The sequence below is a fragment of the Legionella rowbothamii genome, assembly GCF_900639985.1.
GTDB lineage: Bacteria > Pseudomonadota > Gammaproteobacteria > Legionellales > Legionellaceae > Legionella > Legionella rowbothamii.
This window is the reverse complement of the sequence record NZ_CAAAIM010000008.1, coordinates 125533-150181: the sequence shown is the minus strand read 5'-3', so window position 1 is coordinate 150181 and position 24649 is coordinate 125533. Positions and strand designations below refer to the sequence as shown.

The following is a 24649-nucleotide window of genomic DNA, read 5'->3' as shown; positions in this document are numbered from 1 at the left end:
TCGATACTTCTTTGTGCTAAGGCTTGCTTTGGCACAAAGTTTTTTGTATGTACGCATGAGTATGCTTATCTGCATAATTTTTATAGCCCTTATAACAGCAACGAGCAATGAGATTGATCAGTGGATCAGTTACCCCGTTTAAAAATGCATACTGAATATTATCTGAACAATGATGTGCTCTATGATGCTTTTTGGAAAGTAATATGTGATGATTTTGCAGCCATAGAATGAGCCGATTTTTTTCAGTGGCATTATGACACCAATAATGCGATAGCTCAGCAACAGATGAAAAAATACCAAAAGCAACCAATCCTGTATTTAAAGAAAACCCTAAGTGAATATTGAATTGAATTCCCACTAAAACAAATAAATAGACCACTAGCCAAAATTTAGTCCCTGACTCATCAAAATAGACTCTTAACGGATGCCGGACGGTATAAAAATATTTTGCATGATGTAAGTGAAATGCAGCAATATAAGGCCCAACCGGCGATTTATAATAAGTGTTATTATCCATATACATATGCACTAAACCATTGACAAAATCTGTAGCAATATAGGCAATAATCAAAACCAAGAGTAACCCAAAATAGGAGGTACTCTCATAGCTATAAATTAACTTAAATAACGTAATGGCTTGTAGTGAAATAATCAAAAATGACACGAGTCGTTCAAAGGACTTATACTTCCAATGGCTTAAATATTTTTGAATTGCGCGAACAAATTCGTTAACTTTGCTATCACTGTTGGAGTCGAGAGTGGCCATTTCTATTATTAACTATGATTAATTTCAGATAGGCCGTAATGATATCATTAATAAACAATATTTCCTTGATGAATTAATGTGTTGATTCGAGGTACTCTTGAAACCACTTCATCCGAACAGCTTGATTCAAGTAAAACCATACTGGCATCATTCGCTTTCGCCTTGACACTCCTGCCTTTGGATGAAGATAGAGAACTTAGCTGCCTTTATCAAAGGTGAGAAGAATGGGGCAGGGGGCAGATTTACTGTCCCTACATTCTTCCACCAAGCGTGAGAGGGAGTTTCGAGCCTCAGTTAACTCGGTAATTTTTAGATTAAGTTTCGCAACCCGTTTTTGAGCTAATTCCCTTACACGCTCCCGATCATTTTTAGCATCTAATTCTAATAGTTCTTTTATCTCGTTTAAGGTAAAGCCTGCTTTTTTGGCTGAAAGGATAAACTTCAAACGATGTATATCCTTATCACCATAACGTCTTATTTTTCCCGCGCTTAATTCGTTGCTAAGTGAGGGAACATGAAGGAGTTCTTTGCGTTGATAATAACGAATAGTTTCGACCCCAACCCCACATGATTTAGCAAATTCGCTAATGGTTTTATTATTCATCGCTTGACTCCGTACCATAGTACATACTCTATATTTGAATTATGTATCAATGGAGAATTAAAATGAACAGTATAGTCGCTAGAAAAGCCATTCTATATCGTATGGTAATGCCAAAACATACCTGTCCTTATGGTCTTAAGGCAAAAGATTTGTTGCAACGTCGAGGTTATAGTGTAGAAGACAACTGGCTTACCAGTCGCGAAGAGGTGGATCTCTTCAAAGAGAAACATAATGTTAAGACCACTCCACAAACATTTATCAATGGGGATCGGATTGGGGGCTATGATGATTTATGCCGTTATTTTGGCAAAAAAGTACGTGACCCTAAAGAAACGAGTTATCGTCCAGTAATAGTACTTTTTGTTCTCACAGCACTTATGGCTCTGGCAACGAGCTATGCTTTTTTCCATAACCCGTTTACAGCAAGAGCTTTAGGATGGTTTATTTCTTTTAGCATGGTGGTTCTTGCGCTGTTGAAGTTACAGAATATCGAAGGCTTTTCAACCATGTTTCTAAATTACGACCTTTTAGCCAAACGTTGGGTTCCTTATAGCTATATTTATCCTTTTGCAGAAGCGCTAGCGGGTGTATTGATGATTGCACATGCGCTGAATTGGCTTTCCATTCCAATCGCCTTGTTTATCGGCTGCATAGGAGCCTTTTCGGTATTTAAAGCCGTTTATATTGATAAACGTGAATTGAAATGTGCTTGTGTTGGGGCTGACAGCAATGTACCACTAGGTTTTATTTCTCTTACTGAGAATCTAATGATGATTGGAATGGCTTTAGCTATGTGGCTTATGTAGGTCTTTTTCATTGGATAATATGTTGATTAATGTATCCGAATAAGGATTGGCTATGAGTTGCTCTTTTTGAGCTTTAGATAGTTTTTTAATATAGCGTTCTATGCGCATCGCTATCGGTTTACCTGTTTTAATCATCCAGTTTTGAGCAATTGCGGTGGGTTTAAAGCTGCGCGTATATTTACTGCCTTTTCCTGAAAGATGCTCTTGAAAACGTTTTTCAAGATTATCTGTATATCCTGTGTAATAGCTTTGATTAGCACAACGTAAAATATAAACCCAATAAATTTTCTCGGACATGGCTTCTAGAGTACTGACGTTAGGCTGGTTTAACCCTATGATATGCGCATTGTGCGCTATCAATCAAGTTATCAATGGGGCCAGACAACTGGCCCCATTGATCCTGAATTTAGCAGTATAATATTATTAGGCCTGGTCGCTTGCAACTTTAGTGAAGACTCGCACCAGGCTTTTCTGCTATTGTTTGACAACTAGTGGTAAAAAGGCCTAATTGATCTGCTTCAATAAAGGACTCTCCATCTTGTGCAAATCGGTCAAATAATATCTTAAAGTGTTTAGGTAACAGGTGTAATTTAACCATGAAGTACACTAATTTTTGCATATGCTCATAATATTTATCCGCTTTTTCTATGAGCGGTGCTTGATGGCCGCCAATACTTATATCTTTATTTAAAAGCACCTTAAAGCCAGCCTTTTCCAATGTATTTTTAATTTCGTCAGGGGTAGGGGTGTCAATTGCGCCAATTAAGGGTTTTACGCGTTTTAGTAAATCACGATGATGTTCATTCTTCATATCGTAATTATCCAGTTGTACCCAATCTAAGAAGGATATTTTTCCTCCAGGCTTAAGCACACGAAACATTTCGGCAAAGAGTTGTTCTTTGTTTTTCGCATAAGTTAAAACTTGGATTTGATATAAGGAATCGAAGGAATTATTGGCAAAAGGAAAGGGCTCATTCAAATTTGCTTTTATAAATTGGCATTTGTCAGTTAACTGATTTAAGGAGACATATTCTTTAGCACTCGCTAGCTGCACATCATCAATATTAAATCCGGTAACGGTGGCCTTCGTCATCGTAGCTACATGAGCAGCCACGCGCCCTCTACCACAGCCCATATCTAAAACTTTATCACCTTCTTTAATATTTAAATCATTACTCATTTTTTCTTCGAATAAGATCTGGTTGTCATATATTCCTTTAGCTAGATCCATTACTGGGGGAATATACATTTTTTCTACTTCACCCAGAGCACAAAGATGATTGAGAACAGAATAATAATTCGCAATACTCTGCTCTTCATTCTCATCGGACATTTCTTTGTTAAAGCTCTCGTAGGAACGCAAAAAAGCATCTATTTGTTCTTGAGGTAAACGATAAATCGCGATTAAAGAGCGTAGTGCGGTTTTTAATCGATACATTGATACTTGTGCTGTAGTCATTATTGTTCATCCTTGATTTTGTGACTAAATTCTCTTGTTACTAACAAGAGGCTCGTACAGAGTCTAGTGTAGCAACAAATAGTTAATTATCTAGACGTTTAATATAAAATTATTCGGTGGGTTATCTGGGATATTGATCAGGAAAATGGAAACCTGGTTGCAAGCAACCAGGTTTATGAATGATTAAAAATGTTCTCGGATTGGTAATTGTTCCTCAGTTCTGGTTTTTGCAAATTTAGGGAAAAAAGGGCCTAATTTTTTAATAAAATCATAGGCCATAAATACTGCTCCAAGCGCAAAAACAACGTCTCCTGGTAATCGCAGCCATTGCCATAACAAGGTTGTATTATAAAACTCAATACTTCGCGCATGAGCAAAGCCATGCTCATATACATCCATCAATTGCGCCCAGCCTATAGGGAAGAAATTTAGTGTGATCCACAATAACAACCCAATATTATACAGCCAAAATGCCCAAGTGCCTAAACGCTCACTCCAAGGTAGGCGATCTCCTGCGGCATAACGTAAGCAGAAATAAACTAAACCAAGCCCTAATAGGCCAAAGGCTCCGAATAAGGCTGTATGCGCATGGTTTAAGGTTAAGAAGGTTCCATGTTCGTAATAATTCACCAATGGGGCATTAAGAGTTCCCCCTCCGAACACACCGGCACCAACGAAGTTCCAAAATGAAGCGCCTAAAATATACATAAACGCCAGATTATAGGCAAAGGCTCCTTGACGCTTAATCAATATACGTTGCTCAATGGCATCAATAATCAGCAAGACCAAGGGTAATACTTCAATAAACGAAAACATCGAACCAAGAGGAACCCAGATATCTGGTGTTCCGGTCCAATACCAGTGGTGTCCTGTACCAATCACCCCACCTAAAAAGACCAGAATGGTTTCAAAATACATAGTCCGTTCTGCAAGTACTCGTGATACCAAGCCTGTTCCCATCAACAGATAAGCTGTGGCACATGCCGCGAAAAACTCAAATGATTGCTCTACCCACAAATGTACCACCCACCAACGCCAAAAATCGGTAATAGTAAACGACTTTTCAATTCCAGTTAATGGAATCATTCCAAAGCAATATAATATGGCAACATTCAGGGTGCTTGCCCAAAACAGGTGTTCTAGGCGGATTCTTCCCGTCCAAAATTGCTTCGTAGCGGTTTTTAAATTTTCCCAGCTAGGCCACATTCCTCGGAACACAATAAAGCTCCACAGAAAAAGCCCTAAACAAAAAGCAATTTGCCATAGACGGCCAAGCTGTAAATAAGATAGGCCTTGGTTTCCTATCCAAAACCAAGCTTGATTTACATACCCCATGATCCCTAAATAATCACCAACAATTGCTCCCGCCACGATAAACAGAGTGACCCAAAAGAGCAAATCGACAAAGAATCCCTGGTGCTTGGCTTCTTTTTTGCTGATGATAGGTGATAAAAATATGGCTCCACTAATCCAGGATAGGGCAATCCAAACAATCGGTGTTTGAATGTGTACATCGCGCAAGAAATTAAAGGGCAAATAATCGTTGATGCGAATGCCGTAGAAACCAGTCCGTTCTGTGTAATAATGTGCCAAAATTGCTCCGACACCTATCTGCAGCAAAAACACGAACGCCACTACCACAAAATACTGTCCCGTTTTACGCTGGCTTGGGGTAAGGGGGGCAAAGCTCATAAATATTGGGGTTCGTAGCGCTTCATCAGGCGAACTGAGGTAACGATGATAGATATAAAGTACGGCTCCAAAACCTAAAAAGACAAAGCAAAATGAGATCCAAGTCCAGTAAAATGTATGGGTTGTTGGCGTATTACCCATTGTTGGCTCATAGGGCCAATTGTTGGTATAAGAGCTATTTTTACCAGGGCGATGTGCAATTGTAGTTAAGGAAGAATAAATAAGAAAATCAGCTGTTTGTAAGGCACTTTGCTGATCCAGGCTATAGGCTTTGGTCCAGCCAAGTTCGGCATTATGATTTAATAAGCTTTGGGAAATCTCATTTCTTAATTGCAAAATAGCATCAGCAACTGCCTGCGATAAAATGGATGTGGGCTGGCTTAAATTCGTTTGTTGCAAATCCTGTTGCATGGCTTTACGTACCATATATTGGTCACCTTCAGACAAGCTTACGAAAGGTTTAGTAAATTGTTGTTGCGCCATTTTATCTTCAATAAGGCGCCCTAAACGCACTAAGTATTTTGCAGTGTAATCTTCTCCAAAAGAAGAGCCCATGCCATAAAGGCTACCGTAATCCATTAAATCCGCACGCTGAAAACCTGCTTTACCAGCAACAATATCATCTGCGGTCATGACGATTTGCCCTGTAGGCGATTGAAATTTTTGTGGTAGCGGTGGGGCAAGTTGGTAGGTTTTATATGTACCCCAAATTAAAACAATAAAACATAAAATTGCGGTAACTAACAGAATCCATTTCAGTACATTGGAAACTTTATCTGTATTTTCCATAGCTGTATCTTGAGTTGCATTAATCATCGTGCACGATCCTTATGTCTTTTTGGGGCTTACTTAAGTTGTTTACCTCAAGTTCACCCATATCTGCGTTTCAGATTTGTTTGCGGAATCCAGAGATCGCACTCCGCACATTGAGCTTCTGGATCATACGCCCAAGCCGGGTGACGTAGGGAGGGTCAGAACTTAGGCTTAAGTAAGTGCCATTTGGGAGTGACACCCATAATTTTAAGCATATAGCCTAGTAAAATAATATTGACTTGGAAAGGATTTTCTTTTGATTTAGACTTTTTTATTGCGAATCCAGTGTAGTTGCTCCTGGTGCAGCTTCAGCCCTCTCTTTAAGTCACAAAAATACTGAACTTGTTAATTTTGAAAAAAGATATTCCTCAATCCTATAATTTAAATTCATTTTTTGGTCACTATCTTAATAATTTAGTACACTAATCAATGGGATTCAGGTTTAACAATGGTGTTTGCTTAAGTGTTATTCGACTTAAAAGACACGCATGGGCATGCTCAAGCTACGGTAATTCGTGAGTATTATTGGGTAAGAAAAACTTAAGTAAGTGCGATTATTGGCTCCTCCCGTTGAAACGATAGATTTTAAGGATGGATGTGATTATTACTTTAATTTTATTATTGGTCTCGGCTTGTGTTATTTATCTTTCCTGTGAATTTTTTGTTAACGCCATTGAATGGGTGGGGTATAAATTTAATGTAACAAAAAATGCCACCGGAACCATCTTGGCTGCATTTGGCACGGCGCTTCCTGAGAGTGTGGTAACTTTTGTTGCTGTGGTTTTTGGTAATACACCGGAGCAAAAAAATATTGGCATCGGGGCTGCAATAGGTGGTCCATTAGTTTTGGCAACAATTGCCTATGCTGTGGTTGGCTGGGTGTTTATTACGCAAAAAAATAATCATGGAAAAAAACTCATATCAAAGATTACAGAGCGTCGTTTGGGAAAAGATCAGTGCTGGTTCATGAGCATTTTTATCTTTAAAATAGCACTTGGATTATTTGCTTTTTCATTCAAGCCTTGGCTTGGGATAGCATTTCTCATTGCTTATGCACTTTATGTTCGGCAGGAAATGCAAGGAGAAGACGATCCCGAACATTTGGATTTTATAGAGCCTCTAAAAATAAGACCTCGTGATACAAATCCCTCGCAATCCTGGGCATTGCTACAAACGATACTGTCTTTAATTATTATTTTTATAAGCTCGCATGTATTTGTCCACCAATTGGGAATTATTGGCCCTATTTTTGGATTGCCGCCACAAATGGTGGCCTTGTTGTTAAGTCCCATCGCGACAGAACTACCAGAAATCATGAATGCAGTGATCTGGGTGCGCCAAGGAAAACAAATATTAGCTCTGGCGAACATCAGTGGCGCAATGATGATTCAAGCTACCGTTCCGAGTGCTCTGGGGCTATTTTTTACTCCATGGATTTTAGATAAGGCTTCAATATGGGGGGCTGTAATTACATTATTGTCAATTTTTGGTTTGTATCTATTGGTACAAAAAAGTGCCTTAGCAGGAGCTCGGTTAGCGTACTTTGGATTATTTTATATCATGTTTGCTGCAGGACTCTATTTTATTTGAATAAGATTTTATATCTCTTCCCAGTGATAGTTTCTCTTGCTATTGTGATTATTGTTTTTTAATAAGATGAACACGTAGGAATTTTAAGGATAAATACATAAGGATATAAAATGCTCAATCCACGTGAAGTGAAGACTGCAGAAGACGCAAAACGCATTGTTGAAGAGAGGCAATTAACCCATGTCAAAGTGGGGATTTTTGATATCGATGGTGTGATGCTTGGCAAGTATATGAGTCGCAATAAGTTTTTTTCCGCTTTGGATAATGGCTTTGCATTTTGTGATGTAATTTTGGGTTGGGACGCCAAAGATCAGCTTTACGATAATGTCAGTTACACGGGTTGGCATACAGGTTATCCCGATGCAAATGTGCGCATTATTCCTTCCAGCTGTCGTGAGTTAGTTGTAGAAGACAATCAATTATTATTTCTGGCGGAGTTTGCTGAAAAGGCTGAGGCTATTTGCCCTCGTGCAGTGTTAAGACGCGTCCTTGAAAAAGCAAAAAATATGGGTTTTGATGTTTATGCTGCATTGGAATACGAATTTTTCGTTTTTGATGAAACAGCTGAAAGTGTTCGGGCCAAAGGTTTTCGTAATTTAAAAACACTTACCCCAGATAATTTTGGTTATTCTATCCTCCGTAATACGGTCCATGCCGAATTTTATCATCAAATTTTACACATGAGTGAGGCAATGGATTTTCCCATCGAAGGACTGCATACGGAAACAGGTCCTGGGGTAATTGAGGCGGCGATTGCAGTTGACTCGGCAATGAATGCAGGTGATAAGGCCGCGCTCTTTAAAACTTTTATGAAGATATTGGCCCAGCGTAACCAAAAAATGGCCACCTTTATGGCGAAGTGGTCGATGGACTATCCGGGACAAAGTGGGCATATTCATCTTTCCCTTAGACATTTGGAAGGGGGCTCTGCATTTTACGATCCTGCAAATGCATACAATATGAGTCGAACCCAACGCCATTTTTTAGCGGGGCAACAAGTGCTAATGCCTGAATTGTTAGCGCTGTTTTCTCCCACAATCAACAGTTATTCGCGTTTGATCCCAGGCTATTGGGCACCTACCGATGCAACCTGGGGCGTAGAAAACCGCACTACGGCATTGCGAGTAATTCCGGGAAATGAAAAATCACAACGGATTGAATATCGTTTAGGATCTGCTGATGCAAACCCCTATCTTGCTTTGGCTGCAGCAATCGGCTCGGGCTTGTATGGGATTGAACAGGAAATGGAACCTCGAGCAGAAATTAAAGGAAATGCATACGCACAAGCTCATGATAAAGAACTAGCTTTGCCACGGACCTTATGGGATGCCGCACAAAATCTTAAAGCGTCACAAGCCGCACATGCCTTGTTTGGCTCCGATTTCGTGGCTCATTTTGCAGCGACCCGGGAATGGGAAGAGCGCGAATTCAGAAGACATGTTACCGATTGGGAATTAGATCGTTATTTTGAAATTATTTAGGGAAAAAAATGAAATTTAAAACGTATTCTCCTATTGATAATTCGGTTTATGTAGAGCGTACCTTTGCAACGCAGCAAGATATAGATTTGGCACTGGAAAAAGCAGGTACAGCACAAAAATTATGGAGTCGTGCTTCCCTTGCCGAACGTGAGGAGTATTGCCAGGCGGCAGTGGATATCGTTGTGGCCAATAAGGAAGCAATTGCTTTGGAACTGAGCTGGCAAATGGGACGACCCATCCGTTATACCCAAGGAGAAATTAACGGATTTGAAGAGCGGGCAAGATACATGATTGCGATAGCCAAGACAGCTCTTGAGCCTATTGAGTTACCCGAAAAGGAAGGCTTTGTTCGATACATTAAACGAGAGCCCTTGGGAATTAATTTGGTAATTTCGCCTTGGAATTATCCCTTTCTTACTGCGGTTAATTCGGTGATTCCTGCAATTATGGCAGGAAATGCAGTGTTATTGAAAAGCTCTGCGCAAACACCGTTGGTTGCTGAGCGATTGGCACAAGGATTTCACGAAGCACGCTTGCCAGAAGGTATTTTTCAATATTTGCACTTGAATCATGCCGACACCGAACAATTAATTCATTCTGCGAACATCAATGCGGTTGCCTTCACAGGCTCTGTTGCGGGCGGAGAGATGGTGGAGCGTGCCGCGGCTGGCCGCTTCATTCATATAGGCTTAGAGCTAGGAGGAAAAGATCCGGCCTATGTACGCTCAGATGCTGATTTGCAACATGCAGTAGAAACGGTTATGGATGGTGCTTTTTTTAATTCGGGTCAATCCTGTTGTGGAATAGAGCGTGTTTATGTACATCAGGATATTTATGATGAGTTTTTAGCTAAATCAGTGCAGCTCGTAAAACAGTATCGCTTAGGGCGTTCTGATGATCCGGAAACAACTTTAGGCCCTATGGTATGCGCGGAAGCAGCTGACTTTGTTCGCGGGCAAATTAAAGAGGCAGTAGAGCAGGGGGCAATAGCGCATATAGATAGTAGGGATTTTGCTTTAGACAAACTAGGCTCTGCTTATTTAGCGCCACAAATATTAACGGAAGTGACCCATCAGATGCGGGTGATGAATGAAGAAACCTTTGGTCCCTTAGTCGGTATCATGAAGGTAAAGAGTGATGATGAAGCTATTGCATTAATGAATGACAGTGATTATGGATTGACTGCAGCAGTGTTTACTCAAGATATTAATGCAGGCATTGCAATGGGAGAGCAGATTCAGACGGGTACTTTTTTCATTAACCGTTGCGATTATTTGGATCCTGCTTTGGCATGGACGGGGATAAAAAAATCAGGTAGGGGCTGTACTTTGTCCTCTGTCGGTTATGAGTCTCTAACACGACCCAAGTCATTTCATATTAAAAAGATAGGAATTTAAAAAAATGCTGAAAGCTAATTGGAATTACCCCACAAAAGTTCGTGTGGGCAGGGGACGAATAAGTGAACTACCGGCAGCCTGTGCTGAGCTAGGGATGAAGATGCCATTACTGGTTACCGATCCTGGTTTGGCTAATTCAGTATTGGTAGAAAATACTCTGGCATTGATGCAGGACGCTGGAGTAACGACTTCTGTTTTTTGTCAGATTAAAGCAAATCCTACTGGAGAGCAGGTCATGGATGGCGTTGCTACTTATCATCAAGGAGCTCATGATGGCGTGATTGCTTTTGGTGGTGGTTCAGCGCTTGATGCAGCCAAAGCGATTGCGTTAATGGTGGGACAAGAACGTTCTCTATGGGATTTTGAGGATGTTGGCGATAATTGGCTGCGCGTTAATGTGGGCGCCATGGCGCCGGTTATTGCTGTACCCACCACGGCAGGTACAGGGTCCGAAGTAGGGCGGGCGTCAGTGATTACTGATAGCGAACAGCAAATAAAGAAAATAATTTTTCACCCCAATATGCTTCCTTCTTTGGTCATTCTTGATCCCGAACTCACTGTGGGTTTACCTAAGCCGATCACTGCTGCTACAGGAATGGATGCTTTATCGCATTGCTTAGAGGCGTACTGTGCTCCGGGTTACCATCCAATGGCCGAAGGTATTGCTTTAGAAGGAATTCGCTTAATTAAAGAAAATTTGTTAGCTGCTTACCATGAAGGAACTAACTTAGCTGCTCGCACGAATATGTTGGTGGCATCCTCGATGGGAGCAACGGCTTTTCAACGTGGTTTAGGAGCAATGCACGCATTGGCCCATCCTTTAGGCGCATTATATGATGCTCATCATGGTCGTCTTAATGCCATTTTAATGCCTTATGTGTTACGTGCTAATCGCTCTGCGATTGAAGAGCGAATTGAGCGTTTGGCTCGTTATTTGTCTCTTGATGGCGGGTTCGATGGGTTTTGGGGCTGGATTAACCACATGCGTTCGGAGTTGGGAATTGAGTCTAACTTAGCCGAAATTGGTATTGATACTTCCCAAGTAGAGCGTCTGGCCACGATGGCAACAGCAGATGCTGCCTCAGGATCAAATCCCATCGTGTTTACGCAACAACAATACAAAGATATTCTTTATTCCGCATGTAACGGACTTTGAGGTATTTATGAATCTTGGGATTTTAAATTGTGATCGAATAAGTGATGTCTTTGCAGTACATTATGGACAGTATCCTGATATGTTTGCAGCACTGTTCCAATCTATAGCTCCCAAGATGACGTTTACCGTGTTTAATGCGGTTGATGGAGAATTTCCCCAAGACGTTCATGCTGCAGATGCTTATTTAATTACTGGAAGCAAATACGGTGTGAATGATGGTTTTCCCTGGATTGCATCATTGGAAGATTTTGTGCGTGTCATACATACAACTTCCAAAAAAGTGATTGGTATTTGTTTTGGCCATCAACTTATTGCCAAGGCTTTAGGGGGACGGGTAATTAAATCCCCCAAGGGCTGGGGTATTGGGGTTTTACAAAATCAAATCGTACAGCCTAAAGAATGGATGCGTCCGACAAAACCTCATTTCAATTTACTGGCAAGTCATCAAGACCAAGTTATTACTCTCCCACCAGGAGCTCAGTTGTTGGCAAGTAGTGAGTTTTGTCCTAATAACATGATGCAAATAGGGGAAACGATGCTCAGTTTACAAGGACATCCTGAGTTTATTAAAGCTTATGCTAAAGATGTAATGCAATCACGTAAAAATATTCTTGAAGAAGAAGTTCTAGCTCAAGGCTTGCATTCTTTGGAGCTAGAACATGAACATGCATTAATAGCACAATGGTTGATCAACTTTTTGGAGTAATTTGAAATCGGTTATGTATTTGGCAAATCGTGGGTAATGATCACTTCCCCAATATCCTTAACTTTTGCGGTATAGCCGTGTGCGGAAATTTGTTGTGGCGTGATTTCCCCAGACTCCATATCCATGTACAGCGTGCCAATTTCTATAGGGTCAGACGTCTCTGTTGCTACCTTAATTACCGCAGCACAAACAGGAGTAATTCCACAACCAAACCTCACCATGCGCCAAGCTACTTTTCTTGTTGAGTAAGGAAGTGTAGGAAAGGGAGATTCAACCCCTTTTACAACAACATTGGTTTCCCATTCTGTATTATTGTGAGTAATGTAATGCGTTGGTGTTGCCACAGCAGTTACAGCAGTAACACTTACTGCGATCCCAGATAAAATTTTAAAAATAGATCTCATGTATCGTTCCTTGAAAAATGAATCAATTGGCTACGACAAATTGTATTACAAGCGATTTCAGAAAGATAATCCTTGGCATAAATCCGTCTACCCTCATTCTTGTTTTTCTACTTTCGGCATCAAAGGTATATATTTTCCTCAGGACACGGCGATATTAGAGGTGGATGGGCTCGATAGTGCTCTTTTTTCCAAGATGAAAATCCAGAGGCGATAAGCGGTATGCCGTCAGTGGATTGCAATACTGATAGGTTCAAGCAGTTTTTATCAAGCTGGTTGCCAGAATTAAAACTTATACCTACTGAAAAAGAAAAACAGGATTATTTAGAAGAATTAATTAATTTATTTCCTAAGGGGCCACAGCGTGTCCTGATGTCGAAAAAGATCCTAGCGTTAATAATGAGATTGTTTTTTATGAGCGAATTCTTTTTCTTTGGGGAAAAGACAAAAGCGTCAATCTTAGACTCAATTGCTTCATTAAGCGAACCTATTGATTTCAGAATAGCGTCGTCAAAGATTTAGCCGATGGCTTTTCTTAAAGATGTTTTTTCGAACATCCTGCAATAGAAATAACAGAATTGTCCATCAATGGGTTTGTATTATTTGAGTGTCTATATTGTTTAATTTCGCGAGTAAAGTCAATGCAGCATATAATGCCATTTCTTCTTCTGGACAAAAGTCCATCGCAACCGCAAACCCAATATGCTCCTCTTTAGGTAAAGTTAATTCGCTATTCAAAATTGGTCTGATTTTATTAATCAGGGCTTGCATTGCAATATCATCTATTGAAGTAAAATGGGTTTTTCTACTCGATAACATTTCTCTCAAAGTTATATGTAAAGCATATTGCAATAAATAAAGAGCATCTTCTTGTGGCGGAGTGAGGTTACTTAATTGAATAAGACTTTCTTCGTTGTATAAATGGGTGAATTCATAGTGCGTGGGTGAAAAATCATGGTTAAGAATATCTGATTGGTACACATGACGAGCTTGGCTTCTAAAGAAAAACAAAACTGTATTTTTTCCCTGTAGTTCCGTAATTTTAAAACATCCTTGAAAAATAAAAGGAGTTTCCCAAACAGCAACTAGTACAAGGGTTTCAACATTAATTCCGATAAATTTTTGCTCATATGGCATAATACATCAGTCCCTAAAACGATAACCGGTTAATTCAAGATTGGGAATTATAACTAATATTTTTTTTGAGCATAGTTCGGCGAATAGCCAACGGGCCCTTACTTAAATTTTTTTCGCCATATACCTTTCACAATTATCGCGGCTTTGACCGTGGTATTTATAGTTCGCGTAAGAGGTATTTGGAGGCTTTAACAATAAATAATTTAAAAGAACTTTGCCAATTAATAATTTAAATAGATTGTAAGCTTAGCAACCAATTCCATAATATTTTTGGCGTCAAATTTTAGGCGAAGATTAACGATGTGATCTTCAATCGTTCTATGTGAAATTTTTAGCTTTTTCGCAATCTCTTTTGCTCCTTATATAAGTATAAATTTACTCCTGGCTTCACAGCCAAATATAACGTCCACATACTGGTCTATTATGAAATGCATGAAGTGTATATTGAAGCAGCTCGTCATGAAAAACGTTTTAAAAATTGGCCAATGATGGAGATCTACTGGATGCCGCGGACAAGCCGCCGCACGTAGGCGGTCGGTGAATTGTCAACAGACCCTAAAGATTGATTCTTTAACGTTGAGAATAACGCTACTTGATCTAGATATAAGCTCGGCTGTGCATCAATATTTCCTGTTTTATAAAATTCATTCTCTAAAAATGCTTTTAAGTGATGTTCATGGGTCGTTAAGCGGATCTGCTTCCCATCAGAAGATTTCATAAAGAAAATGTGAGAATATTTTCTTTAAATCAATGGGGTCAGACTCAGTTGATTTTATTTTTCCTATTAGATTGTCAATCGAGTCTGACCCTAATGGCTTTTACTTAAGTTTTTCTTGCCAAATAATATGCGCGAATTACCGCTTGACCTCGGTAATTCGCGTTTTCTACACGGCAGAGATATTTATTTTCGCCAGTCTTAAGTAAGTGCCATTAGACTCTAACTTCATTGATTTCATTGCATTTCTAAGGAGAGAAAAGATGAATATAGGTAGATTAAAATTACTTTATATAGTTAGTTTTTTACTAGTTAATACCAGTTATGCAGAGAGTTACCCTTTTCAAATTGGTGCTGGGATTTATGATATCACTGGTGCTGCGGCTGAAATTAATATGATGGGTTATGCAGCTCCACTGCAATTAACTACGGGAGTTCATTCGCGTTTATGGTCGCGTGCTTATATTATTGCCTCTTCTGTTAATAATCAGCGAGTGGTTTTCGTTAGTGCTGATCTTGGTATGGCCTTCCAATCGATTAAACAGGGGGTTGTTAAAAAATTAAAAGAGCATTTTGGGACGCTTTATAATGATAAAAATGTAATGCTCAGTGCTACGCATACGCATGCAGGTTCTGGTGGTTATGCTTTTGAAACCTTATATAATTTTACTGCGCGTGGTTTTTATAAAGATAATTATGACGTGGTGGTAAATGGTATCACCCAATCTATTATTCGCGCACATCATAATCTAGAACCAGGTACTATTTATATTGAAGAATCAGAACTATCGAATACTACTAAAAACCGGTCAATTAAAGCGTATTTAAAAAACCCCGAGGAAGAGCGTGCCTTATATGAGCATAATACGGATAAATCCTTTACTTTGCTGAAGTTAGTGAATGCTCTGGGAGAGCCTATTGGCATGATTAGTTGGCATGCAGTGCATGGCGTATCAATGAGTAAGGGCAATACACTGATTAGCGGCGATAATAAAGGTTATGCTTCTTATCTTTTTGAACAAGAGATGCATAGCAATTACCTTCAAGATAAGACCTTTGTTGCTGCTTTTGCCCAAGCAAATGAAGGAGACGCAAGTCCTAATATTTTTGATACGGTTGCTGAAGGTAATTGTGGTGAAATGACCTGCGTTGACATTCAGCATACCTATGTCATTGGTAAGCGCCAATATAAAAAAGCCAAAGAGTTATTTACTCGTGCAAATGAACCTATTGGAGAGGGTTTGGAATACCGTCATCAATATTTAGATATGGAACATACTAATGTAGGTAGCGAGTTTACGGGTAACCAGGAAGAGTCCACTTGTACAGCAGCCTTGGGCTATTCTTTTGGTGCCGGGACATCCGATGGCGTGGGGTTGGAGTTTTTATTCAGCCAAGGGCAATTGGAAGCTGATTCTTTCGTAAATTTTTTACGTAATATTATTGCTACTCCTACTCAAGAAATGGCTCAATGTCAGAACCCTAAGCCCATTTTATTGGCAGTTGGACTTAATCAACCGGCTTGGGTTCCTCATAATATGCCCATTCAATTATTTAAAATTGGCCATTTAGTGATAGCGGCTGTTCCCGGTGAATTTACTACCATGTCAGGCCGTAGATTAAAAAAATTATTAAAGGATACTTTTCAGGAGCAGGTTTCTCATGTGGTCATTGCCGGGCTTAGTAATTCTTATGCGGGTTATGTAACTACTCCAGAGGAATATGCGCAGCAAAACTATGAAGGTGGTTTTACTGTTTTTGGGAAATGGACCTTGCCGGCTTATTTACAGGGCTTTAAAGGCTTAGCCTTAGATATGATAAATCAACGAGAAACGGATCCAGGTCCTATCCCGGAAGACTTAAGCTTTAATACAGGAAGTTTGATTTTTCCCGTTTTGTTTGATGATAAATGGCCGATGCTTCCATTTGGCAGTGTGCATGAACAACCCAAAGAAGAATATCAACCCGGAGAGATTGTTCATGTTTCTTTTTGGGCCGGGCATCCAAGAAATAGCTTAGAAACGATGAAAGGTTTCTTGGAGGTGCAGCATTTACTTCCTAACGGAGAATGGGAAACTATCGCGCATGATTGGGATTTCAATACAATTTATCGCTGGGAGCGTATCGGTATAGCCTATTCTTATGGGCATGTTTATTGGAAAACTGCCAATGAAACACCTGCTGGAACTTATCGTATTTATCATTCAGGGCATTATAAATTTGGTTGGAATCAACAAATTTATCCTTATGAAGGGATATCTAATACGTTTAGAGTGAGTTAATTGTAGGTTGTGCCCTGGACTAGTAAGGACATGGTGCCGCATCAGAATTTAAGGTTGGGTCATGGACCCAACTTACACTTTAGCGCAATAGAGCAGGACACTACGCTTACTACTACTGATGAAATAGATATCAGTTTAAGGGGCCGGCCTTAATGTCTATTATAATCCAAAACTCAATGTACGCATGGAAATAGAGCTGTTTTGTATCCCTTCATATATAAAGGAAAGCTCATCTGCTTCATCCATCGCACCTAGTGTATAAAGCAGAGGATAATAATGGTCGGGGGTAGGTACACTCAATTTCCCCGCTTCTGAATTGGCATATTCTGTTGTTAAGGCTTGAACGTTTCGAACAATGAGCATTTCTTTTATCCATGCATCAAATTCAATTGCCCATGTATAAGGCTTTGGATCTTTTCCCCATACAATTTTAGGTAAGTTATGTACGACATTACCACTTCCCACAATAAGTATTCCTTGGTCACGCAGCGATTTTAGTTGTTGGCCAATTCGATAATGATATTCTCCAGGTTGTTCGAAGTATATGCTTAGTTGGACAACAGGAATATCTGCTTTGGGATATAAATGACGCAATACGGACCAGGTTCCATGGTCTAATCCCCAGGTTTCATTATCTGGTTGCACCGCAGGTTTTTCTATCGCTGTTCTCACTAAATCAGCAACTTCAGGAGAACCAGGTGCTGGATAGTCAATATCGAAAAGTGCCTGTGGAAATCCATAAAAATCATGAATTGTTTTTGGATGAGGCATGTGAGTCACCCATGTTCCTTCAGTTAACCAATGTGCTGAAATACAAAGAATAGCTTTAGGGGGGGGGATGCATTGTCCTAATTTTTGAAGGCATTCAGTAAACTCATTTACCTCAATTGCATTCATCGGAGAGCCATGACCAATAAATAACACGGGCATGCGCTCAGCATTTTTAGACTGTTGGTTCGTCATTACCAATCTCCTAGTTAAATTTGTTCTCGAACTTTAGTGTAATACTAGCTTGAGTTGCAAGAGATCACATAAAGCCGTAGGAGCACAAAACACTACACATGCACAATCGTGACATCAACTAATTTTTTAGCGAATCGAGTTAGATTGCTAATTAGTATACATGGGCATTATTTATACTATACACTATATGTTTTATCTTTCTTAAAATTTGACTGGATAGGCCAGAGCCTAACCCCTTAAAGATGTTTTTGACAAACTAAAAAGGATCATGCCTCATGGGCAATATATCTGCAAAATTGATTGGCCGTAAAATACCCCTTAATCAGATCCCTGGTCATCTCAATATAGAAACTCTGCCAGAGGAGATATTATTGAGGTTTACAGATCATCTTACCCCTACCCAATTACATACTTTGCAGAGCACTTCAAAAACGAATAAAACTATTTTTGGTAGTGATTATATTTGGAAAATAAAATTTCAAAAACATTTTAGTAATGATGTTTTTGTTGAATTAGAAAAGCAGTTTCAAGCCTTACAAGGCCGACAATCTCAATTTTGGCAAACTGCATTTCGGGCGCAGGACGAAAAAGAATATGCGAGCCTGACAGCGGATGACCGCGAATTTTTATTCATTATCAAAGAACCGGATGTTGGAAGTTTAGATATTTTATTGAATAGAGTGAGAAGAAAGATTTACTTAACTGATTTCCTTTCTAGACAATTTAAAAAAGTAACATACCTTGAATTAATGCAACAAAGCAATCACCAGCCTTTGTTAGATCTTATCTATTCTTATAGAAAACTTGTCACACGTCATCCTCTACATTGGGCAATTCAATGCCGACAGCCTATCATGGAATTAAGGCAATTTAGCACGCATGCCCACTCTAAAAATACAGCAGGCCTTACGGGGCTTTATCTCGCTGCCGAAGAAGGCAATGCTCTAGCTATAAGATTTTTATGTGAAGAACAACAGATTAATCCTAATGCAGTTAACCACGCACCAGATAGCTCAATGCCATTATACATTGCAGCACAAAAGGGCCACACTGACGCAGTCAATGAGCTTTTGGAAGCAGGGGCGGCAATTGAAGTCACTTTTATGGGGTTCACTCCATTATATATTGCATGCCAAAACGGACGTACTCTCACTGTACAATTATTGTTGCAAAAGCAAGCTAATAAGAATGCAATCTGCGGAGATGGTTCTACACCTTTATATATAGCTGCACAGCAAGGACATGCTGATACCGCTAATATGCTCATCGAGGCTGGCGCGGCAATTGAAGCCACTTTTAGAGGGGGGTATACTCCGTTATATATTGCTTGTTCCAAAGGGCATACGTCCGTAGTCCAACTATTGCTGCAAAAGCAAGCGAATCCTAATGCAATTGGCGGAGACGGTTCAACCTCTATCCATGTGGCTGCTCAAAATGGCCACACAAAAATTGTGTCTTTATTACTTTGTTACGGCGTAAACATTGAGCAGGCATGGGGTGAATTTACCCCGCTTTATAGTGCTGTTGAAAATGGGCACCTAGAAACAGTACAACTACTGCTGAAAAATCAAGCTAATCCTAATGGAGTCAATGAAGCTGCTCCATCTCCTCTATATATCGCAGCTAAGAAAGGCTATACAGAAATTGTATCTTTATTGCTTGATTATGGTGCTAATCTTGAACAGGGGTCCCCCTTTTCTACGGCGGCTCAAAATGGACGTTTAAAAACAGTGCGATTAATGCTGCAAAAAGGAGCAAATCCTAATACAATCAATAGACGCGGCTTAACTCCTTTATATTTGGCAGCTCAAAAGGGTCACCGAAAAACCGTAAAATTATTACTGGAAATAGGAGCGCATGTAGGAGAGGGTGAGATTGATAATATAAATAACCCGGCTTTAAAAATACTTCTCACACTAAAAGCATATATAGAGAAAATCGAACTTGTTCAATCACAACCGCCTGTTGGATTCTTCACGCAACCTAGTGATCCTCAAAGCACAATGAATCTCATTGCCGCAAGAGACTTATTAACTTGGTTCTTAATTTTTGACGATGAAAAATTAATAGTAGCTAATCTCCGAGAAATGATAGATGAGTATCAATTCATCGATGAAGACTTAGAAGGTCAACTACAGCTATGTATACCGAGTAGACATGGGTGTGCCATTATGTGAGTAGGGAAATCTTGGTAATAGGCCTGACTTCCGGCTTTTACTCTCAAAAGATTTGTCATCGCTCTGCTCCTTTCTTTAGGGCGACTCCGGCCCATCTAAGTTTTTTGATTGTATGATAAATTTCCTTAAATACAATTATCCCATACTAGGGGGTTTATTTTACTGCTTTTTATTCGTGGTGCTTTCAATAGACTCATCAGCTTTCTCAGATAAAGAATTATTTGGGGTTGTTTTTGTTTCCTTAAAAAAAACAAACTGATTTTCACTGCTGGCAAGAGAACACATGTTTAAGCCGGAATTAGCTAAGACTAGGGTCCTGAAATCAGCACTAATATTAGTAAGCAGAGAGCCGATTTTGTAGTGCTTAAATAACTCTTTATTTTCCTTAATAAGTTGCCGAGCCTCTCTGATTAGTTCGGACAAATCCTGCTCTAATCCTTGAGCAGCCAGATGAGATAATTTATCAATTTTACTATTCAAATCTCGGGCCAGAGCGTTTACTTTTTGCGTTAGTTCAGTATCTAGGTCAGTGCGGTTTTTAGATAAATAGAACTGCATCATTTTGAATTTGATTTCGACTAAATTATTTTGAATAAATGTTGAGTGTTTATCTAAAAGAGCTGTGGTGTCAGGAGTACTTAGTTCTTCGTTTGTTGATTGCGTATTTTGATTACTTAGGGTTATTTGAGTAGATAAAACAATGGCCTGTTCAATTGTTAATCGTGAATCTACCAGGGCGCACATCATTCCGTAAAGCAGGCGATGAATAATTCGCTTCGTGTTAGGATCGATGTCATTTAAATCGAAAAATAATGAATCTAAATTTACATTCAGAGAGTTTTTGCTGTAACTACTTAGATTCGGATCATTATAACTTGCAGTATCAATATGCCAGATAAGAGCTAGAACTCTACCTAAAGAAAAAACATCAATTTTAACGGTCTGTTTGCCTTTAAAAAATAGTTCGGGAGGAGCATAAGCTGGCGTACCACAATACTTTCCATCAAGTGCATCAGCTTTGACACTTAACCCAAAATCAAAAAAACTCACTAGCCCAGATTGTAAATCTACGAGAATATTTTCGTTTTTAACATCGCGATGAATAATTCCTTTATCTGTTACTTGTTCTTTCAATGCTTTTAATAATGAGTGGGTTAGTTCAATACGTTGCTTTAACGTTAATGGGCTGATCTTCTCAAAATCTTCTGTGATAATCGTAAATAATTCCTGGCCTTTTAGCTTTTTCATTACGGTGTAGCTGGTCGTTCCTTCGATTGTGGGGAATTTTATCCCTAAATGGCTTGCTTCTTTAGCCAAGCTATATTCTGTCAATATGGCATCAATAGGATTTTGGACATGGTGTCTTTGAATTTTTACAGCACGCGTTTTATTATTCAGTCCATGAGGTTTAAACCGAACTTCATCAGCGCTAAGAGCTAATGTGCCTTCTATTTCATAAACCTCACCAAATGTCCCGGTGCCAAGAAGACGATTGCTAATAAATTCGTATCGACATCCGGTTTTACCCTCTTTACGTTGGCGTTTTACAATATCAGAAGTAAATTGAAATTGAGTGCCATTTTCGAATGCATACAGTTGTCCTGCTTTCCAGATATTAATATCTGCTGCTTGCGTATTAAAAAATTTTGCTAGTTCTTTTGAGTATTTTGGAGATATATCTTCTGGATTAATTGTTAGCACGATAACTTTAAATTTTGGTCATTGAGGTAATATTATAGTCATCTTTTATTAATGAAAAATTAAGGTATGGATAAATTATCTAAAGATGGACTTATTTTTCAAAAAGAATATGTCGATAATCATTGCTGACATGGTGTTGTTTGATGCCAGTATTAATCAGGACATTGTTACGAAATGCAAAGATAGTTGACTAATCGTCTTATCTGCTTTTTAAGAATAAGCCTTAAACTCATATATTTTAGTTTAATAATATAGTTAAATGGATATCAAACGTTAATCTTGGGTATGAGGGATAGGTTAAGACAGGAAATGAGGTATATAAATTTAACTATTTGTTTATTAATAAGTTATATGAGCCCAGAAGTCTTGGCAAGCAAGGTTTTCACATTTAAGGAAGCTTTGACAATCGCCTACAAGAATAACCCTGAACTGCAAGCCGAAATGGATAAGGCTCAGGCCATGCGTGGATATTTTATCCAAAGCGGTCTTTACCCCAATCCCCAATTGACGTTAACCGCAGAAAATTTTGGGGGCTCAGGAAGCTATTCCAGCTACGAAGCAGCAGAAACCACCGCCTCCATAACTCAACCAATCCCTCTAGGTAAGCGTCTCTCCTATTTAAAAAAAGCAACTTATGCTGATTATTTAGCTTCCTTGGGCCAAATTAATGTTCAAAAAGCGGCCATTTATATGGCGGTCGGGGTTGCGTATGTCGATGCTTTATATGCAGGACAATGGCATCTGGTTACTAAAAAACTTATTTCACTGAATAAAAATATTGTACGCTCGATTGATCGGCGCGTTAAAGCTGGGGCAGGGGCTGAGTTGGATTTAAGACTAGCTCAAGTACGCTTGGGCGAGGCAAGGATTCAAGAAAAAAAAGCGGAACGTGATGCATTATCCCAACGCACTAAACTGGCACGTTTATTAGGTAAGGGATTAAGGGTCGATTTACCCTTAGTAGATAAAGGATTGCCGGATGTAACATTAAATTGGGCCGAGCTTTTAAAAAAATTACCGCGAAGTCCGCAGCTCATACAAATGCAACAACAACTCAAAGCAAAACGCGCAACCATTACCGCAGTCAAAAAATCCGTTTGGCCTGATTTGAACATTCAGGTTGGTGGCCGTCATTTTTCTGATGATGGTAGCAATGCGGCGGTGATGTCTGCTTACGCCCAAGTTCCCGTTTTTGATCGCAATCAGGGAAAAATAATGACTGCAGAGGCTCAGTTGACGCAAACGATGCACCAATATCAGGGAGCAAGACTTGATGTTCGCCAAACGGTATATAATGTGTTTTTACAAGCTCAGCAAAGTCGTTATGAAGCTGATTTGGTAACCAGTTCTTTATTACCACTTGCGCGAAAATCAATAAAATTAGCGCAAGATGGCTACCAAATGGGACGATATACTTATATTGAGTTATCGATTGCGTTGACCACTTTGTATGCAGAAGAACGACATTATCAGCAAGCCCATGCTGATAATCACAAAACATTAATTCAATTGACAGGGCTTTTAGGTCTTCATCCTACTAAGGAGAGCAAATGAATTCGTTACCGGCAATAATTTCCTTTCTGCAAATTGCCATGCTTTTATTAGGGATGGCTTCAGGCGTCTGTGCAGAAGCTATTCAAATCATGGACGCAGATCATCAGCACGAAGTTATTGAACGAGGCCCTCAAGGTGGTCGTTTGTTTAAAGAGGGTGATTTGACTTTAGAGCTTTTAGTTTTTGAACGCGGCATGCCGCCTCATTTTAGAGTATATATTTACAAAAATGGCGAAACGATTTTGCCCCCACAGTCAGATTTAAACGTAGAGCTTACTCGATTTAATGGAAAAAAAGAGCAAATTAGTTTTATTCCAATAAGAAACTTTTTACAAAGTCAGCAAGTCATTGAAGAGCCTCATTCATTTGAGGTAATGATTCGCTTTAATTACTCTGGAAAACAACTAAATTGGCACTACTCCGCTTATGAGGGACGAGTAAAAATTGAGCCCTCCATGCTTAAGGCTGCAGGAATAAAAACAGCGGTTGCCCAACAACAGGTCATAAGAACTCAATTAAATGTAGTGGGTAAAATTGCGACCAATCGGGATACCACCGCCCCAATTTATGCCCGTTACTCAGGGATCATTAAATCAATGACTAAAAATCTCGGAGATGAAGTCACCAAAGGCGATTTATTAGCGATCGTTGAAAGTAATGAGAGTTTACAAAGCTATGAAATTAAAGCCCCAATAACGGGAACGATTGTGCAAAAACATGCAACGAATGGGGAGTTTGCACAAAATACTAAACCTATTTATGAAATCGCGAACCTTGCTAATGTTTGGGCTGATTTCACTTTATACCGTAAGGAAGCTTCTTTAGTTAAGTCAGGTATGGAGGTGATTGTGACTGGTGATGAAGGAAAACCTAAATCCATAAGTACCATTTCCTACATCTCTCCTTTAGGTATTGAGGACAGTCAAACCACCCTGGCACGTGCGGTACTTAATAATGAGGGGCGCTTATGGCTTCCTGGTATGTATGTCAATGGTGCTATAGTTGTTAAGGAAAAAATAGTTCCCGTTGCGGTGCTTGTTTCGGCTCTTCAGCAAATGGGAAAACAGGATGTGGTTTATGTGCAGCAAGGTGATTATTTTGAAGCAACACCAGTGCTTTTAGGTGAAAAAGACAATGAATGGGCTGAAGTTATTTCAGGATTAGATGCCGGTCAGTATTACGTAAGTAAAAATAGTTTCTACATTAAGGCGGAAATAGGTAAAGAAGGGGCAAGCCATGAGGACTAAAA

20 protein-coding genes and 1 pseudogene are annotated in these 24649 nt (G+C 39.5%); 11 read left to right on the top strand and 10 right to left on the bottom strand.

The window, feature by feature from the left end:
- Nucleotides 1-16: 16 nt before the first annotated feature.
- Both E1P08_RS13455 and E1P08_RS13450 read right to left on the bottom strand, forming a co-directional pair.
- Complete coding sequence (locus E1P08_RS13455; protein WP_133137528.1) at nucleotides 17-766, bottom strand: fatty acid desaturase CarF family protein; 750 nt, start codon at nucleotides 764-766, stop codon at nucleotides 17-19.
- Between the two features lie 196 nt (nucleotides 767-962).
- Nucleotides 963-1370, bottom strand: a complete 408-nt coding sequence (locus E1P08_RS13450; RefSeq protein WP_133137527.1) for a MerR family transcriptional regulator — start codon at nucleotides 1368-1370, stop codon at nucleotides 963-965.
- A gap of 62 nt (nucleotides 1371-1432) precedes the next feature.
- Here E1P08_RS13450 and E1P08_RS13445 point away from each other — a divergent pair, with 62 nt between their 5' ends.
- On the top strand, nucleotides 1433-2176 hold the full coding sequence (locus tag E1P08_RS13445) for a glutaredoxin family protein (RefSeq protein WP_133137526.1): 744 nt from the start codon (nucleotides 1433-1435) through the stop codon (nucleotides 2174-2176).
- Here the strand turns inward: E1P08_RS13445 and E1P08_RS13440 are convergent.
- The 3 genes from E1P08_RS13440 to E1P08_RS13430 form a co-directional block, all read right to left on the bottom strand.
- Complete coding sequence (locus E1P08_RS13440) at nucleotides 2156-2473, bottom strand: GIY-YIG nuclease family protein (RefSeq protein WP_133137525.1); 318 nt, start codon at nucleotides 2471-2473, stop codon at nucleotides 2156-2158. The genes E1P08_RS13445 and E1P08_RS13440 overlap by 21 nt on opposite strands.
- 148 nt (nucleotides 2474-2621) lie before the next feature.
- On the bottom strand, nucleotides 2622-3635 hold the full coding sequence (locus E1P08_RS13435) for a class I SAM-dependent methyltransferase (RefSeq protein ID WP_133137524.1): 1014 nt from the start codon (nucleotides 3633-3635) through the stop codon (nucleotides 2622-2624).
- A 183-nt stretch (nucleotides 3636-3818) separates the two neighbouring features.
- On the bottom strand, nucleotides 3819-6143 hold the full coding sequence (locus tag E1P08_RS13430; RefSeq protein ID WP_133137523.1) for a nitric-oxide reductase large subunit: 2325 nt from the start codon (nucleotides 6141-6143) through the stop codon (nucleotides 3819-3821).
- Between the two features lie 594 nt (nucleotides 6144-6737).
- Here E1P08_RS13430 and E1P08_RS13425 point away from each other — a divergent pair.
- From E1P08_RS13425 to E1P08_RS13405, 5 genes are all read left to right on the top strand, one after another.
- Complete coding sequence (locus E1P08_RS13425; RefSeq protein WP_133137522.1) at nucleotides 6738-7730, top strand: sodium:calcium antiporter; 993 nt, start codon at nucleotides 6738-6740, stop codon at nucleotides 7728-7730.
- Between the two features lie 110 nt (nucleotides 7731-7840).
- On the top strand, nucleotides 7841-9211 hold the full coding sequence (locus E1P08_RS13420) for a glutamine synthetase family protein (protein ID WP_133137521.1): 1371 nt from the start codon (nucleotides 7841-7843) through the stop codon (nucleotides 9209-9211).
- Nucleotides 9212-9219: 8 nt separating this feature from the next.
- The gene (locus E1P08_RS13415; RefSeq protein ID WP_133137520.1) at nucleotides 9220-10608 is read left to right on the top strand and encodes an aldehyde dehydrogenase family protein; all 1389 of its coding nucleotides are present in this window, start codon (nucleotides 9220-9222) and stop codon (nucleotides 10606-10608) included.
- A gap of 4 nt (nucleotides 10609-10612) precedes the next feature.
- Entirely contained in the window at nucleotides 10613-11764 is a 1152-nt protein-coding gene (locus tag E1P08_RS13410) for an iron-containing alcohol dehydrogenase (protein ID WP_133137519.1), read from the top strand.
- Nucleotides 11765-11771: 7 nt separating this feature from the next.
- On the top strand, nucleotides 11772-12470 hold the full coding sequence (locus E1P08_RS13405; protein ID WP_133137518.1) for a glutamine amidotransferase-related protein: 699 nt from the start codon (nucleotides 11772-11774) through the stop codon (nucleotides 12468-12470).
- An 11-nt stretch (nucleotides 12471-12481) separates the two neighbouring features.
- Here E1P08_RS13405 and E1P08_RS13400 read toward each other — a convergent pair whose 3' ends face one another.
- The 3 genes from E1P08_RS13400 to E1P08_RS17760 form a co-directional block, all read right to left on the bottom strand.
- Nucleotides 12482-12874 (bottom strand): hypothetical protein, encoded by a 393-nt coding sequence (locus tag E1P08_RS13400; RefSeq protein ID WP_133137517.1) that lies wholly within the window; start codon nucleotides 12872-12874, stop codon nucleotides 12482-12484.
- Nucleotides 12875-13456: 582 nt separating this feature from the next.
- Complete coding sequence (locus E1P08_RS13395; protein WP_133137516.1) at nucleotides 13457-14008, bottom strand: hypothetical protein; 552 nt, start codon at nucleotides 14006-14008, stop codon at nucleotides 13457-13459.
- 221 nt (nucleotides 14009-14229) lie between these two features.
- Nucleotides 14230-14355: a helix-turn-helix transcriptional regulator gene (locus E1P08_RS17760; RefSeq protein WP_133137578.1), complete on the bottom strand. Its 126-nt coding sequence runs from the start codon at nucleotides 14353-14355 to the stop codon at nucleotides 14230-14232.
- Nucleotides 14356-14370: 15 nt separating this feature from the next.
- Between E1P08_RS17760 and E1P08_RS17505 the strand changes: the two are divergent.
- Both E1P08_RS17505 and E1P08_RS13385 read left to right on the top strand, forming a co-directional pair.
- Nucleotides 14371-14493 (top strand): annotated as a pseudogene (locus E1P08_RS17505) (GIY-YIG nuclease family protein); the annotation flags it as partial.
- Nucleotides 14494-14986: 493 nt separating this feature from the next.
- Nucleotides 14987-17005, top strand: a complete 2019-nt coding sequence (locus E1P08_RS13385) for a neutral/alkaline non-lysosomal ceramidase N-terminal domain-containing protein (RefSeq protein WP_133137515.1) — start codon at nucleotides 14987-14989, stop codon at nucleotides 17003-17005.
- A 159-nt stretch (nucleotides 17006-17164) separates the two neighbouring features.
- Here E1P08_RS13385 and ygiD read toward each other — a convergent pair whose 3' ends face one another.
- Nucleotides 17165-17968 carry a 4,5-DOPA-extradiol-dioxygenase gene (gene ygiD / locus E1P08_RS13380; RefSeq protein ID WP_242602467.1) on the bottom strand — a complete coding sequence of 268 codons (804 nt, stop codon included), beginning with the start codon at nucleotides 17966-17968 and terminating at the stop codon, nucleotides 17165-17167.
- Between the two features lie 275 nt (nucleotides 17969-18243).
- Between ygiD and E1P08_RS13375 the strand changes: the two genes are divergently transcribed.
- The gene (locus E1P08_RS13375; RefSeq protein ID WP_133137514.1) at nucleotides 18244-20145 is read left to right on the top strand and encodes an ankyrin repeat domain-containing protein; all 1902 of its coding nucleotides are present in this window, start codon (nucleotides 18244-18246) and stop codon (nucleotides 20143-20145) included.
- Nucleotides 20146-20304: 159 nt separating this feature from the next.
- Here E1P08_RS13375 and E1P08_RS13370 read toward each other — a convergent pair whose 3' ends face one another.
- Nucleotides 20305-21846 (bottom strand): protein kinase domain-containing protein, encoded by a 1542-nt coding sequence (locus tag E1P08_RS13370; protein WP_165485182.1) that lies wholly within the window; start codon nucleotides 21844-21846, stop codon nucleotides 20305-20307.
- A gap of 309 nt (nucleotides 21847-22155) precedes the next feature.
- Here E1P08_RS13370 and E1P08_RS13365 point away from each other — a divergent pair, with 309 nt between their 5' ends.
- A complete protein-coding gene (locus tag E1P08_RS13365; protein ID WP_133137512.1) occupies nucleotides 22156-23400 on the top strand; it encodes a TolC family protein in 1245 nt (414 codons plus the stop codon).
- Nucleotides 23397-24647: an efflux RND transporter periplasmic adaptor subunit gene (locus tag E1P08_RS13360; RefSeq protein ID WP_133137511.1), complete on the top strand. Its 1251-nt coding sequence runs from the start codon at nucleotides 23397-23399 to the stop codon at nucleotides 24645-24647. The genes E1P08_RS13365 and E1P08_RS13360 overlap by 4 nt, the downstream gene beginning before the upstream one ends.
- Nucleotides 24648-24649: the final 2 nt, after the last annotated feature.

Excerpts from the sequence above, each read along its gene's own strand:
- E1P08_RS13440 (WP_133137525.1), bottom strand. The coding sequence starts at position 2,473 with ATGTCCGAGAAAATTTATTGGGTTTATATTTTACGTTGTGCTAATCAA.
- ygiD (WP_242602467.1), bottom strand. The coding sequence starts at position 17,968 with ATGACGAACCAACAGTCTAAAAATGCTGAGCGCATGCCCGTGTTATTT.
- E1P08_RS13410 (WP_133137519.1), top strand. The coding sequence starts at position 10,613 with ATGCTGAAAGCTAATTGGAATTACCCCACAAAAGTTCGTGTGGGCAGG.
- E1P08_RS13395 (WP_133137516.1), bottom strand. The coding sequence starts at position 14,008 with ATGCCATATGAGCAAAAATTTATCGGAATTAATGTTGAAACCCTTGTA.
- E1P08_RS13450 (WP_133137527.1), bottom strand. The coding sequence starts at position 1,370 with ATGAATAATAAAACCATTAGCGAATTTGCTAAATCATGTGGGGTTGGG.
- E1P08_RS13415 (WP_133137520.1), top strand. The coding sequence starts at position 9,220 with ATGAAATTTAAAACGTATTCTCCTATTGATAATTCGGTTTATGTAGAG.
- E1P08_RS13430 (WP_133137523.1), bottom strand. The coding sequence starts at position 6,143 with ATGATTAATGCAACTCAAGATACAGCTATGGAAAATACAGATAAAGTT.
- E1P08_RS13360 (WP_133137511.1), top strand. The coding sequence starts at position 23,397 with ATGAATTCGTTACCGGCAATAATTTCCTTTCTGCAAATTGCCATGCTT.
- E1P08_RS13445 (WP_133137526.1), top strand. The coding sequence starts at position 1,433 with ATGAACAGTATAGTCGCTAGAAAAGCCATTCTATATCGTATGGTAATG.
- E1P08_RS13405 (WP_133137518.1), top strand. The coding sequence starts at position 11,772 with ATGAATCTTGGGATTTTAAATTGTGATCGAATAAGTGATGTCTTTGCA.
- E1P08_RS13385 (WP_133137515.1), top strand. The coding sequence starts at position 14,987 with ATGAATATAGGTAGATTAAAATTACTTTATATAGTTAGTTTTTTACTA.
- E1P08_RS13365 (WP_133137512.1), top strand. The coding sequence starts at position 22,156 with ATGAGGTATATAAATTTAACTATTTGTTTATTAATAAGTTATATGAGC.
- E1P08_RS13375 (WP_133137514.1), top strand. The coding sequence starts at position 18,244 with ATGGGCAATATATCTGCAAAATTGATTGGCCGTAAAATACCCCTTAAT.
- E1P08_RS13435 (WP_133137524.1), bottom strand. The coding sequence starts at position 3,635 with ATGACTACAGCACAAGTATCAATGTATCGATTAAAAACCGCACTACGC.
- E1P08_RS13420 (WP_133137521.1), top strand. The coding sequence starts at position 7,841 with ATGCTCAATCCACGTGAAGTGAAGACTGCAGAAGACGCAAAACGCATT.
- E1P08_RS13400 (WP_133137517.1), bottom strand. The coding sequence starts at position 12,874 with ATGAGATCTATTTTTAAAATTTTATCTGGGATCGCAGTAAGTGTTACT.
- E1P08_RS13455 (WP_133137528.1), bottom strand. The coding sequence starts at position 766 with ATGGCCACTCTCGACTCCAACAGTGATAGCAAAGTTAACGAATTTGTT.